Source organism: Pseudomonas sp. AC172 (genome assembly GCF_979258595.1).
The window spans coordinates 3334956-3350919 of the sequence record NZ_OZ409868.1; the positions used below are offsets into that span (position 1 = coordinate 3334956).

11 protein-coding genes are annotated in these 15964 nt (G+C 59.3%); 6 read left to right on the forward strand and 5 right to left on the reverse strand.

Annotated features, from left to right (window positions below; translation table 11 throughout):
- Positions 1-63 precede the first annotated feature (63 nt).
- From ACZ0A4_RS14950 to ACZ0A4_RS14965, 4 genes are all read left to right on the forward strand, one after another.
- Positions 64-1392, forward strand: a complete 1329-nt coding sequence (locus ACZ0A4_RS14950; protein ID WP_141127377.1) for a deoxyguanosinetriphosphate triphosphohydrolase — start codon at positions 64-66, stop codon at positions 1390-1392.
- A gap of 366 nt (positions 1393-1758) precedes the next feature.
- Complete coding sequence (locus ACZ0A4_RS14955; protein ID WP_463575380.1) at positions 1759-2385, forward strand: response regulator; 627 nt, start codon at positions 1759-1761, stop codon at positions 2383-2385.
- Between the two features lie 8 nt (positions 2386-2393).
- Positions 2394-6038 (forward strand): transporter substrate-binding domain-containing protein, encoded by a 3645-nt coding sequence (locus tag ACZ0A4_RS14960; protein ID WP_463575381.1) that lies wholly within the window; start codon positions 2394-2396, stop codon positions 6036-6038.
- Between the two features lie 47 nt (positions 6039-6085).
- Positions 6086-9031, forward strand: coding sequence for an HD domain-containing phosphohydrolase (locus ACZ0A4_RS14965; RefSeq protein WP_463575382.1), 2946 nt, complete (start codon positions 6086-6088; stop codon positions 9029-9031).
- Here the strand turns inward: ACZ0A4_RS14965 and ACZ0A4_RS14970 are convergent, their stop codons facing one another.
- The gene (locus ACZ0A4_RS14970; protein WP_141127374.1) at positions 9032-9514 is read right to left on the reverse strand and encodes a GAF domain-containing protein; all 483 of its coding nucleotides are present in this window, start codon (positions 9512-9514) and stop codon (positions 9032-9034) included. It abuts the gene before it with no gap.
- On the reverse strand, positions 9511-10401 hold the full coding sequence (locus ACZ0A4_RS14975) for an ATP-binding protein (RefSeq protein ID WP_007908631.1): 891 nt from the start codon (positions 10399-10401) through the stop codon (positions 9511-9513). Before ACZ0A4_RS14975 ends, ACZ0A4_RS14970 begins: the two co-directional genes overlap by 4 nt.
- Positions 10402-10568: 167 nt before the next feature.
- Between ACZ0A4_RS14975 and ACZ0A4_RS14980 the strand changes: the two genes are divergently transcribed.
- Entirely contained in the window at positions 10569-12890 is a 2322-nt protein-coding gene (locus ACZ0A4_RS14980; protein WP_463575384.1) for a hybrid sensor histidine kinase/response regulator, read from the forward strand.
- On the opposite strand, the gene ACZ0A4_RS14985 is transcribed toward ACZ0A4_RS14980, so the two are convergent.
- The 3 genes from ACZ0A4_RS14985 to msrB form a co-directional block, all read right to left on the reverse strand.
- Entirely contained in the window at positions 12874-13335 is a 462-nt protein-coding gene (locus ACZ0A4_RS14985; protein WP_463575385.1) for a MarR family winged helix-turn-helix transcriptional regulator, read from the reverse strand. The genes ACZ0A4_RS14980 and ACZ0A4_RS14985 overlap by 17 nt on opposite strands.
- Entirely contained in the window at positions 13332-13817 is a 486-nt protein-coding gene (locus ACZ0A4_RS14990) for a glutathione peroxidase (protein WP_463575386.1), read from the reverse strand. Before ACZ0A4_RS14990 ends, ACZ0A4_RS14985 begins: the two co-directional genes overlap by 4 nt.
- 109 nt (positions 13818-13926) lie before the next feature.
- A complete protein-coding gene (msrB, locus tag ACZ0A4_RS14995; RefSeq protein ID WP_463575387.1) occupies positions 13927-14322 on the reverse strand; it encodes a peptide-methionine (R)-S-oxide reductase MsrB in 396 nt (131 codons plus the stop codon).
- 224 nt (positions 14323-14546) lie between these two features.
- Between msrB and ACZ0A4_RS15000 the strand changes: the two genes are divergently transcribed.
- On the forward strand, positions 14547-15758 hold the full coding sequence (locus tag ACZ0A4_RS15000) for a pyridoxal phosphate-dependent aminotransferase (protein ID WP_007908620.1): 1212 nt from the start codon (positions 14547-14549) through the stop codon (positions 15756-15758).
- Positions 15759-15964 lie beyond the last annotated feature (206 nt).

Consider the following 15964-nt stretch of genomic DNA (forward strand, 5'->3'; position numbering starts at 1 on the left):
GGGCGTGCGCGAACCGGGAAGCTAGGGGCCAACGCCCCAGTCACCTGACGGAGAGAATCAGCCTTGGATTGGCAAACCCTGCTCAACCGCGAACGCCTCGGCAAGCCGCTGCACAGCCCGCAAGAACTTGGCCGCAGCCCTTTCCACAAAGACCATGACCGCATCATTTTCTCCGGTGCCTTCCGCCGCCTCGGACGCAAGACCCAGGTGCACCCGGTCACCAGCAACGATCACATTCACACACGCCTGACCCATTCGCTGGAAGTCAGTTGCGTCGGCCGTTCACTGGGCATGCGGGTGGGCGAAACCCTGCGCAGTGCCTTGCCTGAATGGTGTGACCCGGCCGACCTCGGCATGGTCGTGCAGTCGGCGTGTCTGGCCCACGACATTGGTAATCCGCCGTTCGGCCATTCCGGTGAAGATGCCATTCGTCACTGGTTCCAGCAGGCGGCCGGACGTGGTTGGCTCGACGGCATGAGTGAAGCCGAACGCGGCGACTTCCTCAACTTTGAAGGTAACGCCCAGGGCTTTCGCGTCCTGACTCAGCTGGAGTACCACCAGTTCGACGGCGGTACGCGGCTGACCTATGCCACGCTCGGCACCTACCTGAAGTACCCGTGGACTGCGCGTCACGCCGATTCTCTGGGCTACAAGAAACATAAATTCGGTTGTTATCAGAGCGAGCTGCCGCTGCTCGAACAGATCGCGCACAAACTGGGCCTGCCGCAAATCGAAGACCAGCGCTGGGCGCGTCACCCGCTGGTGTACCTGATGGAGGCCGCCGACGACATCTGCTACGCGCTGATCGATCTCGAAGACGGCCTCGAAATGGAGCTACTGGAATACGCCGAAGTCGAATCCCTGCTGCTCGGGCTGGTGGGTGATGATCTGCCGGAAACCTATCGTCAGCTCGGCCCGCAGGATTCACGCCGACGCAAACTGGCGATCCTGCGCGGCAAGGCCATCGAGCATTTGACCAACGCCGCCGCGCGGGCCTTTGTCGAGCAACAGGACGCACTGCTAGCGGGCACGCTGCACGGCGATCTGGTCGAGCACATGCATGGCCCGGCCAAGCGTTGCGTCCTGAACGCCAAGGACATCGCCCGCAAGAAGATCTTCCAGGATAAACGCAAAACCCTGCATGAAATCGGCGCCTATACGACGCTGGAGATCTTGCTCAATTCGTTCTGCGGTGCCGCGCTGGAACAACACAACGGTCGTACGCCGTCGTTCAAAAGCCGACGCATTCTCGATTTGCTGGGCAGTAACGCACCGGATCCTCAGGGTTCGTTGCACACGTCGTTTCTGCGCATGATCGACTTCATCGCCGGCATGACCGACAGTTACGCCAGCGATATGGCGCTGGAAATGACCGGCCGCTCCAGCCACTGACCCTCTCGCCTGCGGGTGGCCATAACAATGGCCGCCCTCTGCATACACCCTGTCATCGTCGACCCGCGGAAGATTAACGAACCGCTGATATCGCTGGAAACGCGCGCCTCCCCAAAGGACATTCAGCAACTTTTAAACATCTACAAAAACCCATTTACAGCCAGTACTTGCAAATCAATCAAGGCAAACTATAAGTCCATTCAATTCCTGCACTTCCTTACGTCAATCCTAGTTTGACCGTAGTCCGATTCCTCATTAATTGTAGGAATAATCCGATAGCGTGACTGGAGCCATGTCACTTCATGCGAGTGCTCATTCATCTGAGCTAAGGTGCGCGCTTTATTCGTGCTTGCATGGGATTTGATTATGAACTCCGTTTTTATTGTCGACGATCACCCGGTCATCCGTCTCGCCGTTCGAATGTTGCTGGAGCATGAAGGTTACAAGGTCGTCGGTGAAACCGATAACGGGGTCGATGCCATGCAAATGGTGCGCGAATGCATGCCCGATCTGGTGATTCTCGATGTGAGCATCCCCAAGCTGGACGGCCTGGAAGTGCTGGCCCGCTTCAATGCCATGGGATCCCCGCTGAAAATCCTGATTCTGACGGCACAGTGTCCGACACTGTTCGGCATTCGCTGCATGCAATCCGGCGCATCGGGTTATGTCTGCAAACAGGAAGACTTGAGCGAACTGGTCAGCGCCATCAAAGCGGTACTTTCCGGTTACAACTATTTCCCCAGTCAAGCATTGAATCCGGTGCGCACTGACGACATCCGTTTTGCCGAACTGGAACTGTTCAAATCCGTCAATGATCGCGAATTAATGGTTCTGCAATTGTTCGCTCAAGGTCGCACTAACAAGGAAATCGCCAAGGGCATGTTTCTCAGTAATAAAACCGTCAGCACTTATAAAAAACGTCTGATGCAGAAACTCAAGGCCAAATCCCTTGTAGAACTTATCGAGATGGCCAAACGAAACGCACTCGTGTGAGAGCCCGCATGCCCAGCCGTTTAAAGGACTATCTAATTGCGTTGAGCGCAGGTCTTTACCTGAGCACCAGCGTGTACGCCATGCCTGGCACATCACCGGACTATGCCTTGCTCAGCCGATCGGTGAACGAACCGGTGCCGGTCACGCTCGAACAGTCCCAACGGCAATGGCTGCTTGCACGTAGCGAACTGGTTCTGGGCACCTCGGCGCCCGACTACCCGCCTTTTGACATGACAGTCAGTGGCAAGGACTACGAAGGCCTCACGGCCGACTACGCCGGGCTCCTCGGCCAGGCCACCGGTTTGCCGATCAGGGTGCAGCGCTTTGCCTCTCGGGATGCTGCCATTCGTGCATTGATCGACGGCCAGGTCGATCTGCTCGGTACCGCGAACGGCTTCGAAGCGAGCAATGCCAACCTCGCGTTATCGAGCCCCTACGCAGTTGACCAACCTGTGCTGGTCACCCGCGAAGACGAAACCCGCTCTCTCACCGAAGGCCTGGCCGGCTTGCGGCTGAGCATGGTCTATCACTATTTGCCGCTGCCCGAAGTCAAGGCGCTGTACCCCAAAGCGCTCATTACCTGCTACCCCTCCTACCAGAATGCAATCAATGCCGTAGCGTTCGATCAGGCCGATGTGTTCCTCGGCGACACCCTTTCAACTCACTACATGATCAACAAGGGCTACCTGAACAACGTGCGCATGGCCAACTTCGGCAAACAGGAAGCCCAGGGATTCAGCTTCGCCGTACGCCGCAACAACCCACAACTGCTGGCGATCATCGACAGCGTGATCAAGGCCGTGCCGACCAGTGAGCGTGACAACATCGCCAAACGCTGGAGCGCCGGCAGCGATCTGCTGCTCACCGATCAGAAACTGCAGCTGACCCAGCGCGAAGAAGCCTGGCTCAAACAGCATCCGGTGGTCAGTGTGGTCGTGAATGAAGCATTCGCGCCCCTGACATTTTTTGACAACGACGGTAATTTTCGAGGCATCAGCGCCGACTTGCTCGAGCTGATTCGCCTGCGTACCGGCCTGCGTTTCGAGATCCGCCGCAGCCGAAACGACGCGGAAATGATCCAGCAGATAGACCGTCATCAAGCCGACCTGATCGCCGCCCTGCTACCGTCGGCGGAACGTGAAAAAACGCTCAATTTCAGTCGTCCTTACCTGGAAAACTCATACGTTCTGCTGACCCGCAAGAGCGCCGATGGCCCGACCAATCTGGGCCAGCTCAAAGGCAAACAACTGGCGATAGCCCAAGGCAATCCGATGGTCGAATACCTGCGCCGAGAATACCCGCGCATCCAGTTGATCGAAACGGCGGACACCTTCAGCGCAGTGTCGCTGCTCGCCGAAGGCCATGTCGACGGCGCGGTGAACTCACTGGTGATTGCCAACTACTTCATTTCTTCGCGGATCTTTAATCAGGCGCTGCAGATCACCACCACCATCGGCACCGGCCAGGCGGCATTTTCACTGGCGACCGCGCGGGACAACACGGAACTGACGTCGATCATCAACAAGGCGTTATTGAGCATCGCCCCCGATGAGCTGGGCGTGATCAATGGTCGCTGGCGCGGTTATTCCACGTCATCGCAGAACATCTGGCACAACTACCAGCGCCTGTTCTACCAAGTGATCATCGGTGCTTGTCTGCTATTGCTGCTGCTATTGGCCTGGAACGCCTACATGCGTCACCAGATCAAACAACGCCAGGCCGCCGAGCGCGCGCTGAACGACCAGTTCGAATTCATGCGTTCACTGGTCGACGGCACACCGCATCCGATCTACGTTCGCGACCGCCAGGGTCTCTTGCAAAGTTGCAATGAAAGCTATCTCGAAGCCTTCAATGCCAAGCGTGAAGACGTCATCGGCAAAAGCGTCATTGAGGGCACCCTGAGCAACGCTTTCGAGGCTCAGGCTTTTCAGGCCGATTACCAGCGAGTCGTCGCAGAAGGCACACCGATGGTCGTCGACCGGCCTTTGCACATCGGCAACCGACGCCTGACGATCTACCACTGGATACTGCCGTACCGCGACTCCAGCGGTGACGTAAAAGGCATCATTGGCGGCTGGATCGACATCAGTGAACGCCGTCAGCTGTTCGAGGAACTGCGCACGGCCAAAGAACAGGCCGATGAAGCCAATCGGGCGAAAAGCACGTTTCTGGCGACCATGAGTCACGAGATTCGCACGCCGATGAATGCCGTGATCGGCATGCTCGAACTGACGCTCAAACGCATGGATCAACAGCATCCGGATCGTTCATCGATCGACACGGCCTATCATTCGGCCAAAGACCTGCTGGGTCTGATCGGCGATATTCTCGACATTGCGCGGATCGAATCCGGGCGCCTGAGTCTTTGCCCGGAACGGGTCAATCTGGTCGACACCGTGACGTCAGTGGCGAGGATCTTCGACGGTCTCGCACGACAGAAGAATCTCTCCCTGCAAGTCATCTTCAATCCGCCGGATCTGGCCGTCGATGTGTATCTGGACCCTCTGCGTTTCAAACAGGTGCTGTCGAATCTGGTCAGCAACGCGATCAAATTCACCGAACAAGGCCATGTGCGCATTACCCTCGATCTGATGAATACCGAGGTGCCGGCGCGCGCCCTGCTACAACTGACTGTGCAAGACAGCGGTGTCGGCATCAGTGCGGAGGATCAACAACGCTTGTTCGAACCGTTTGCCCAGACCGAAAACAGCAGTCAGCAAGGCAGAAGCGGTGCCGGGCTGGGGCTGGTGATCAGTCGCAATCTGTGCGAAATGATGGGCGGACAACTGCAACTGAGCAGCCAGCCGGGCATCGGCACCCAGGTCTGCCTCTCGCTGGCGCTGGAAACACTGCCGATACAGGTGAATACCGCCAAAAGTGAACCTGCGATCAAAACATCCAGCTCGCCCCTGCTTGTGCTGGTGGTAGACGACCACCCGGCCAATCGCCTGTTGATGTGTCAGCAACTGGAGTTTCTCGGCCATCACTTCAGCATTGCCGAGAACGGCCGCAGCGGTCTGGAACTGTGGAAGGCTGGCCATTTCGATCTGGTGATCGTCGACTGCAACATGCCGTTGATGAATGGTTATGAACTGACTCGCGCCATTCGTCAGCATGAACTGCAGACACGCGGCACGCCGTGCACCGTGCTGGGCTTCACAGCCAATGCGCAACCCGAGGAAATCCAGCGCTGCAAACAGGCCGGCATGAACGACTGTCTGTTCAAGCCCCTGAGCCTGAGCCTGCTCAGCCAGTGGGTCGATGGCATCACGCCGGCATCAATTCCTCCGGCATTCAATCTGCAAAACATGAATATGCTCACCGGTGGCAACCCGGCGCAGGCTCGCCGACTGCTGGCCGAGTTACTCAACAGCAGCCGTCTCGACCGCCAGGAATTGCTCGCGCTGTCGGCCGAACATGATCGCGGCGCGCTGGCAGTGGTCGCCCACAAGATCAAGGGTGCCGCGCGCATTGCTCAGGCCACGCGCGTGATCGAATGTTGCGATGCCCTTGAGCAGGCCTGCGCCGAAGCGCTGACGAGCGCTGAGATCGCCCGCCATTGTGAGGCGAGCAACCGGGCGATGCTCGAACTGGAGCAGGCCCTTCAGCAACAATTGACGTTGTCGGATCGAGGCACAATGAGCGTGCCTTAACTATGCTTGGCGCTGAGCAGTGAGTTAACCATCATGGAGAGCCAGAAATGCCCAGCCCACTGCGCCCGGAGCAACGCCGGTTTCCGCTGCATGTGCACATCAGCGTCATGTTCACCTTCCTGCTGCTGCTCACCGGGGTCGTGCTGGGATTGTTCAATTACCGCCAGACCACGCAGATCATCCTTTCGAGCAGCGAGAAGCTGTTCGAGCGGATCGAACAGGACGTGCGGCTGGACATGTCTGCCACCTATCAGCCGATCCGCCACCTGCTGAGTTTGCTGGCGGATGACCCTGCCACTCAGGCTGTGCGCCTTGAACAACGCTTGCCCTTGCTCCGACCGTTCAGCCAGTCGCTCAGCGACAATCCCAATCTGGCGTCGCTATATCTGGGTTATGCCAATGGCGATTTCTTCATGGTGCGCCCACTACGCAGTGCTGCGCTGAAAACGCTGCTCAAGGCCCCTGAGACGGCGACGTATCAGGTCTGGAGTATCGAACATGACCCGCAGGGCGCGGTGCACTCGCAATCGCTGTTTTTCGATCAGGCACTGACGCCGATCAGCCGTCAGGACAACCCCGATGACCGCTACGATCCGCGTAGCCGCGCGTGGTTCAACGATGCTCGCCAGCAAAACCAACAAATCACCACCGAACCCTACGTGTTTTTCTCCACGCGCAATGTCGGCACGACGCTGGCCCGCCGCAGCGGCGAGAACGCAGTGATCGGCGCTGACTTGACGCTGGTCGCCCTGTCGGCTGCGCTGAGCAAACATGTTGTCACACCCGCCACCGAGATTGCCCTGTTCGATGCCGACGGCAACGCCGTGGCCTATCCCGACAGCGAGCGCCTGATCGTCGACAGTAGCAGTGCGCATCTGGCCAAAGCGGCGGATCTGAGTCCAGGCTTGCATGCGCTGTTGTCCGGAGCAGCCAAGGGCAATCGCCTGGAAGCCGATGGTCGTCAGTGGATCGTCGCCCGCAGCAGCATTCAGGAGGGCGGCCCGAAAGGTTTGCAGTTGGCGCTGCTGGTGCCGGAAGACGAGTTATTGATCGATGCCTACCGTTTACGCTGGCAAGGCGCGCTGATCACCCTCGCGACCCTGCTGTTGTGCCTGCCGCTGGGCTGGGTGATTTCGCGGATACTGGTCAAGCCCCTGCATGCGCTGGTCAAGGAAGCGGACGCGATCCGCAGTTTCGATTTCAATTTTCCGCTGGCCCGACGCTCGCCAGTGCTTGAAGTCGACCAGTTGAGTGTGTCGATGGCGCGTATGAAGGACACCCTGTCGAGCTTCTTCCGGATCACCGACACCCTCGGCGCCGAAACCCGCTTCGCCCCGCTGCTGCAGCGGGTGCTGTTCGAAACAGTGCAGATCGCCCAGGCGCAGGCAGGGCTGATCTATCTGCGTGAAAGCGACAGCAGTCGCATGGAGCCTTACGGGCTGGTGATCGATGGCATTTCCCAGGCCTTGGAAGCGTTCGATATTCAGGGCCACGACCTGCAACAGAACAAAGGGCCGGCGTGGTTCGAACAATTGGTCAGCGCCAACAACGTGGTCAGCAACTTCGGCGTCGATCAGGCCGGGGATCTGCAGAAGGTTCTGCTGGCGATGCAATCGCCACGCATCCATCTCATCGGTATCCGCCTGCACAATCGCCACGACGAAACCATCGGTCTGCTGATTCTGCTGGTGAACGACAGCGGCGCCGCAGCCGACCTGGAAAAACTTCGCCCCGACCGTATCGCTTTCCTCCAGGCTGTGTCCGGCGCTGCGGCGGTGAGCATCGAGAGTCAGCGCCTGCAAGCCCGCCAGAAACAACTGCTAGACGCTTTCATTCAATTACTCGCCGGCGCCATCGACGCCAAAAGCCCCTACACCGGCGGGCATTGTCAGCGTGTGCCAGAGCTGACGCTGATGCTTGCCCAGGCTGCGGCAGCCAGTCAGGCGCCCGCCTTCCGCGCCTACCAGCCGAACGAGGATGAATGGGAAGCCTTGCACATTGCCGCGTGGCTACACGATTGCGGCAAGGTCACGACGCCGGAATACGTGGTCGACAAGGCCACCAAACTGGAAACCATCAACGACCGTATTCATGAAATCCGCACCCGTTTCGAAGTGCTCAAGCGTGATGCCTGGATCAGTTACTGGCAGGCACGGGCCTTGGGCGGCGACGAGGGTGCACTGGCCGAGCTGCGCGATGCTACGCTGACGGCGCTGGACGATGATTTTGCGTTTGTCGCCCGCTGCAATCTGGGCAGTGAAGCGATGGCCGAAGCAGATCTGCAACGCCTCGATGATCTGGCCCGGCGCACCTGGCTGCGCACCCTTGATGATCGACTGGGTGTGTCATGGGAAGAAAATCGGCGTCAGTCGCGCACGCCGGCACCGGGTTTACCGGTCAGTGAAAAGCTTCTGGCAGACAAGCCTGAGCATTTGCTCGAACGCGACCCGAACGAATTGATTCCCGAAGACAATCCGTGGGGCTTCAAACTGGATGTGCCGCACTACAAATACAATCGCGGCGAGCTGTACAACCTGGGTATCAGTCGTGGCACCCTGACCCGCGAAGAGCGTTATGTGATCAATCATCACATGGTGCAGACGATCATGATGCTCAGCCACCTTCCCTTCCCCGGCCACCTCGACAGCATTGCCGAAATCGCCGGCGGTCATCATGAAAAAATGGATGGCACGGGTTACCCGAAACGCCTGAAGCGTGAAGACATGAGCCTGCCGGCACGGATGATGGCGATTGCCGATATCTTTGAGGCGCTGACTGCAGCCGACCGCCCGTACAAGAAAGCCAAGACCTTGAATGAAGCGTTGGCCATCATGGCGACCATGTCCCGCGAGGCGCACATCGATGCACAACTGTTTGGCTTGTTCATCAATGAGGGCGTGTACATGCAGTACGCCGTGCGCTTTCTCGATCCAGAGCAGATCGACAGCGTGGATCCGGCCAGCCTGTTGCACAAGGCTGGCCTCACCGCGTGATCAGCAGTCGGTCAGACGCAGGAAAATCGCTGCCAGTTGCTCGATACCGGCCTGATCCTGCGCACCGAAACGCGACAGTTTCGGGCTGTCGAGGTCGAGTACACCGATCAGACGACCCTCCTTGACCAGCGGCACGACCAGCTCACTGTTCGAAGCGCTGTCGCAGGCGATATGTCCCGGGAACGCGTGCACGTCTTCAACGCGCTGGGTTTGCCGAGTCGCTGCCGCCGCGCCACACACGCCACGGCCGAACGGAATGCGCACGCAGGCGATCTGCCCCTGGAACGGACCGAGCACCAGTTCTTCATTGCGATTGAGGTAAAAACCCGCCCAGTTCAAGTCATCGAGCTGGTTGAACAGAAACGCCGAAAACTGCGCGGCGTTGGCGATGAAATCACGCTCGTCCGCCAGCAGCGATTCCAGCTGTGCGGCCAACATGCCATAGCCCTCGAGGCCCTGGCCGCTTTGTTGCAAATCAATCATGCCTTGTGCTCCAACAATTTCAGTCCCACCCAGTAACGGGCGAATTGGTACGCGCAACGTCCGTTGCGATTACCGCGGCCGGTGGCCCAACGCACGGCAAGGATGTCCAGTTCTTCGTCGCGCTGCCAGCTCAGGCCGGCCTTGGCTGCCAACTGGCCGATCCAGTGCTCGACGACGTTGAGGAAGTGCTCTTGGGTAAACGGGTAGAACGACAGCCACAGACCGAAACGGTCCGACAGCGCGATCTTGTCTTCAACGGCTTCGCTGGGATGCAGTTCGCCGTCGACGCGTTTCCAGTTTTCGTTGTCGCTTTCTTTCTCCGGCACCAGGTGGCGACGGTTGGAAGTGGCGTACAGCAAGACGTTGTCCGGGGCCTGCTCAAGCGAGCCGTCGAGCACGCTTTTGAGCACGCGATAATCGCCCTCACCGGATTCGAACGACAAGTCATCGCAAAACAGCACGAAACGTTGCGGCAGTTTGCCGATCTGCTCGACCACCCGCGGCAGATCCGCCAGATGATCGCGCTCGATCTCGATCAGGCGCAGGCCTGCGGCGGCGTGTTCCGCCAGCAAGGCCCGCACCAGCGACGACTTGCCGGTACCGCGCGAGCCCCAGAGCAATGCATGGTTGGCTGGCATGCCATCGAGAAATTGCTGGGTGTTACGCCCCAGTTGTTCGAGCTGACGGTCGACACCGATCAGGTCGGACAGGCGCATGTCGAGGCTGACTTCCAGCGGCAACAGATAGCCGCTGCGCCCGTCGCGCTGCCAGCGCGCCGCCAGACAAGTGCCCCAGTCGATCACCGGCCGTGGTGCCGGCAACAACGGTTCGATCCGCGCCAGAACCGACTCGGCGCGTTCAAGAAAAGCATTCAATCGGGAATCCACGTCTTCTCCTCGGGCACGTTCACAGTGATGATGGCGATTGCTGCGACGACACACAGATAAAATTCACCCTACCAAGCCTTGTTACAAGGCGATTCGGGAACCTCGGTATCCATACATGATCGACTATGCTTGAGCAGCGAAGGGAAACGGAAGTGGTTCAACACCCCATGGATATCAAATTCACCCACCGGCTGTCTTACAAGCAAGCCAGGCTTACTGTGCTGGTCGGGTTCATTCTGGGCACGCTGCTCAGCCTGCTGCAAATCGGCATCGATTATGCCAGTGAAGACGCCTCCATCAACCGTGAAATCCTGTCTTTGCTGGAAATCAGCCATAACCCGGCCTCACGGATCGCCTACAACATCGACGCCGAACTGGCGCAGGAACTGACCCTGGGCCTGTTGCGCTCACCGGCGATCATTTCGGCGCAACTGATCGACAACAACAGTACGGTGCTGGCCAGCGTCAAACGCCCGGAACTGCAAAGCGGCTATCGGGTGATCAGCGACTTCCTGTTTGGCGCCAAGCGCCAGTTCGAGGATCGTCTGTATCTGGATCATCTGCCCAACGAATCGCTGGGGGTCTTGAGCCTTGAGGTCGACACCTATGCCTTCGGCAGCCGTTTTCTGCGCCGGGCCGAGGTCACCCTGCTCAATGGGTTCGCGCGCAGCCTGATTCTCACCGGCATCCTGTTGGCACTGTTCTACGTGATGCTGACCAAACCGCTGGTGCGGGTGATCCGCGAACTCAGTGGGCGCGACCCGCGCAGTGCCGAGCCGACTACGCTGGAATGTCCGTCCGGCCACGGCAACGATGAAATCGGCGTGCTGGTCAAAGTCGCCAATCAGCAATTCGAGAACATTGCCACCGAGATTCAACAACGGCGCAACGCCGAAAACCGCCTGACCGACTACCTCGGGCAACTGGAAAACATCGTCTCGGCGCGCACCGCCGAACTCAAGGCAATCAACGCGCGGCTCAGCCAGTCCAATCAGGAACTCGAAGTCGCCCGCAGCACCGCGCTGGAAATGGCCGAGGCCCGCTCGGCGTTCCTCGCCAACATGAGCCATGAGATCCGCACGCCGCTCAACGGCCTGCTGGGGATGATCGCACTGTCACTCGACGGCCCGTTGAACGCCGAACAACAGCAACAGCTGTCGATCGCCCACGATTCGGGCAAGGTGCTGGTCGAGTTGCTCAACGATATCCTCGACCTGTCGAAATTCGATGCCGGGCAACTGGAGCTAGAGCACATCCCGTTCGATCTCGGCTCCTTGATCGAAGACACCGCCAACCTGCTGTCGCAGAATGCCGCGCCGAGCGTCGAGCTGACCTGCCTGATCGATCCGCACTTCCCGGCACTGGTGCTGGGCGATCCGACCCGCGTCCGGCAGATCGTCAGCAATCTGCTGTCCAACGCGCTGAAATTCACCCGCTTCGGCCGGGTGGATGTGCGCTTGTCGACCTACAAGGATGGCGTGCGCATCGAGGTCTGCGACACCGGCATCGGTATCGCCCAGGACGCACAGCTGAAAATCTTCCAGCCGTTCACTCAAGCGGGCGCCGGCATCACTCGCCAGTACGGCGGCACCGGGCTGGGACTGGCGCTGACGTACAACCTTTGCGAAGCGATGCAGGGGCGCCTGACCATCAGTTCGGAGACCGGTTTTGGCAGTCAGTTCTGTGCCGAGCTACCTCTGCCCTGCCATACCCGCGCGCTGGCACCTGCGCCGCTGCACGGGAAAATCCTCGCCATCACCGCCGCCAGCAGTGGCTTGGCGGAGCTGCTTCAAAGCCTGCTGCCGGTGTGGGGACTTACATACGAGCAGCGCACCATCGATGACTCACTGCTGGGCCTGACGCCGGACGTGGTGATCACCGATTGTCCGGAGTGTCTGTTCGGCTTGCGCCCGACGCTCGCTGCGCCGATTTTGCTGGTGACCGCCTACGGCAGCTTCCTGCCGAGCGAAGAAGCCGCCGCACTCGCGCCTTTGCAACAACAGGCGCGACCGCTGGCGCGTAACGCGCTCTACCAGAACCTGCGGCGTACGCTGCAACCGGACGTGGTCGCCATCAATGATGCGCAACTTGAAACATCGCCCTCGGTGCGGCGCGGACGGGTGTTGCTGGTCGAGGACAACCCGGTCAATCAACTGGTGGCCAAAGGCATGCTCGGCAAACTGGGCTGCGAGGTCATCGTCGCCGCCCATGGTGCCGAAGCGCTGGATCAACTGGAGTATCACGAATTCGATCTGGTGCTGATGGACTGCAACATGCCCGTCATGGACGGCTACGAAGCCAGCCGGCAGATCCGCCAGAGCGGGCGCTGGCCGCACCTGCCCATCGTCGCCCTGACGGCCAACGCCATGTCCGAGGAACGTGAGCGCTGTCGCGCCGCCGGCATGAGCGACTATCTGGCCAAGCCGTTCCGCCGTGAAGAACTGGCGGCACTGCTCGATCAATGGATCCCGACTACGACAGCGCTTTGATCTGCCCCAGCAAGTGATCGAGACCGTCGCGCAGGTCATTGAGGCGGTCCAGATCTACCCCGCTGTCGCACAGCAGCCGGGCCTTGAGCGGCCCGACCTGCTCACGCAAGGCTTGCCCGGCCGGCGTCAGGCTCAGGTGAACTTCGCGCTCGTCGCGCGTCGAACGCTGACGCTGCACCCAATGCAATTGCTCCAGACGCTTGAGCAACGGCGTCAACGTGCCTGAGTCCAGCGCCAGGCGCTCGCCCAACGCCTTGACGGTCGGTTGCTCCGGCGCGCTGTCCTGCCATTCCCACAACACCAGCATCGCCAGATATTGCGGGTACGTCAGGCCAAGCTGATCGAGCATCGGCTTGTAGGCGCGAATCACCGCCCGGGAGGCGGCGTACAACTTGAAGCACAGCTGACTGTCGAGCTTCAACGAATCGACCGGCAGGCTGTTCATTTGAGCAGGGCTTCGATCTCGCGGCTCAGGTCCTGCGGCTTGGTGGCCGGGGCGAAGCGCTTGACCAACTGGCCGTCCTTGCCGATGAGGAACTTGGTGAAGTTCCACTTGATGCCTTGCGAACCGAGTACGCCCGGGGCGCGTTTCTTCAACTGCACGAACAAAGGATGCGCGCCGGCGCCGTTGACTTCGATTTTCTTGAACAGCGGGAAACTGACACCGAAGTTCAGTTCGCAGAATTCGCTGATCGCGCCTTCGTTACCCGGTTCCTGCTTGCCGAACTGATTGCACGGAAAGCCCAGCACGACCAAGCCTTGATCCCTGTAGGTCTGCCACAGTTCTTCGAGGCCTTTGTACTGTGGGGTAAAACCGCATTTGCTCGCGGTGTTGACCACCAAAACCGCTTTACCAGCGAAATCGGCGAGGGTCTTTTGCTCACCCTTAATGGTGGTGCACGGAATGTGCAGCAGGTTGTCGCTCATGGCATGGGGCTCCGAAGACAGTCGGGAAAGACCAAACATAGCGAGCAATTAAATTGTGTGCAATTTAATTATCGAATAACAAGGCGACCCGAAGGTCGCCTTCGATCAGTTATGCCCGCGGTTCGAGGTTCAGGCATACCGAATTGATGCAATAACGCAGCCCGGTCGGCGGCGGACCGTCGGGGAACACATGGCCCAAGTGCGCATCGCAGCGCGCGCACTTCACTTCAGTACGGATCATGCCGTGCGTGGTATCACGTATTTCGGTCATCGCGCTTTCGCCGATCGGCGCGTAGAAGCTCGGCCAGCCGCAGCCGGAATCGAATTTGGTCGTGGAGTCGAACAGCGGCTCATTGCAGCAGACACAGTGATAAACGCCGTCGGTTTTGGTTGCGTTGTATTTGCCGGAGAACGGTCGCTCGGTGGCACTGAGGCGGCAAACCTCGTACTGCTGCGGATCGAGCATGGCTTTCCATTCTTCCAGGGTTTTTTCCAACTTTTCCATCATCACACCTCAGCGGCTTAAAAAGCCCGATCTGTACCTTTTCCACGGATCGGGCGGCACGTATGATTGCGCCTCGTCACGCACCAGTCTGGCAGCCAGACCGGGCGCATTCAAACGGATTATGGGAGCCACGGCTCAAGACGTCCGCCTGTGTGAAAACACAGGAATCCCAGCACGGTTGTCCATTCGCCGCCTGGATCGTTCATTTTCGGGATCACATCGCCATGCAGTTCAGCAAATCGAACAAGCTCGCCAACGTCTGCTACGACATTCGCGGCCCGGTGCTCAAGCACGCCAAACGACTGGAAGAGGAAGGCCAGCGCATCCTCAAGCTGAACATTGGCAACCCGGCGCCGTTTGGTTTCGAGGCGCCGGACGAGATCCTTCAGGATGTGATCCGCAACCTGCCGACCGCGCAAGGCTACAGCGACTCCAAAGGCCTGTTCAGCGCGCGCAAAGCGGTGATGCAGTACTACCAGCAAAAGAATGTCGAAGGTGTCGGCATCGAAGACATCTACCTGGGCAACGGCGTTTCCGAGCTGATCGTGATGTCGCTGCAGGCGCTGCTCAATAACGGCGACGAAGTACTGGTGCCAGCCCCGGACTATCCGCTGTGGACCGCCGCCGTCAGCCTCGCTGGCGGTAACGCCGTGCATTACCTGTGCGACGAAGGCGCCGACTGGTTCCCGGATCTGGCCGACATCAAGGCCAAGATCACCCCGAATACCAAAGCCATGGTGATCATCAACCCGAACAACCCGACCGGCGCGGTGTATTCGAAGGAAGTGTTGCTGGGCATGCTGGAAATCGCCCGTGCGCACAACCTGGTGGTGTTCTCCGACGAGATCTACGACAAGATTCTGTATGACGATGCCGTGCACATCTGCACCGCGTCGCTGGCTCCGGACTTGCTGTGCCTGACCTTCAACGGTCTGTCGAAGTCCTACCGTGTGGCGGGTTTCCGCTCTGGCTGGATCGCCATCTCCGGGCCGAAGCACAACGCCCAGAGCTACATCGAAGGCATCGACATGCTGGCCAACATGCGCCTGTGCGCCAACGTGCCGAGCCAGCACGCGATCCAGACCGCACTCGGCGGCTACCAGAGCATCAACGATCTGGTGCTGCCGCAAGGTCGCCTGCTGGAGCAGCGTAACCGCACCTGGGAATTGCTCAACGATATTCCGGGCGTGAGCTGCGTCAAGCCGATGGGCGCGCTGTATGCGTTCCCGAAAATCGATCCGAAAGTCTGCCCGATCCACAACGACGAAAAATTCGTTCTCGACCTGCTGCTCTCCGAGAAGCTGCTGGTGGTGCAAGGCACGGCGTTCAACTGGCCGTGGCCGGATCACTTCCGCGTCGTCACCCTGCCGCGCGTCGACGATCTGGAAATGGCCATCGGCCGTATCGGCAACTTCCTCAAGTCCTACCGCCAGTAACTGGCCAGCAGTGCGCAACGGCCAAACGTTGCGCACTGTCTGATTCAGCAACACTTCTGCGTTCCGCGTCTGCACACGCCTTCTACACTTGCGATTCATACCGCTTACCAGCGCCCAAGGTAATGGCGACGGGTCGCGGCTGGCCGTCATCCCTATCGTTATCTGTCGTGGGAAATGTGCCGAGCACCGAAGAATCCGCTGTAGGA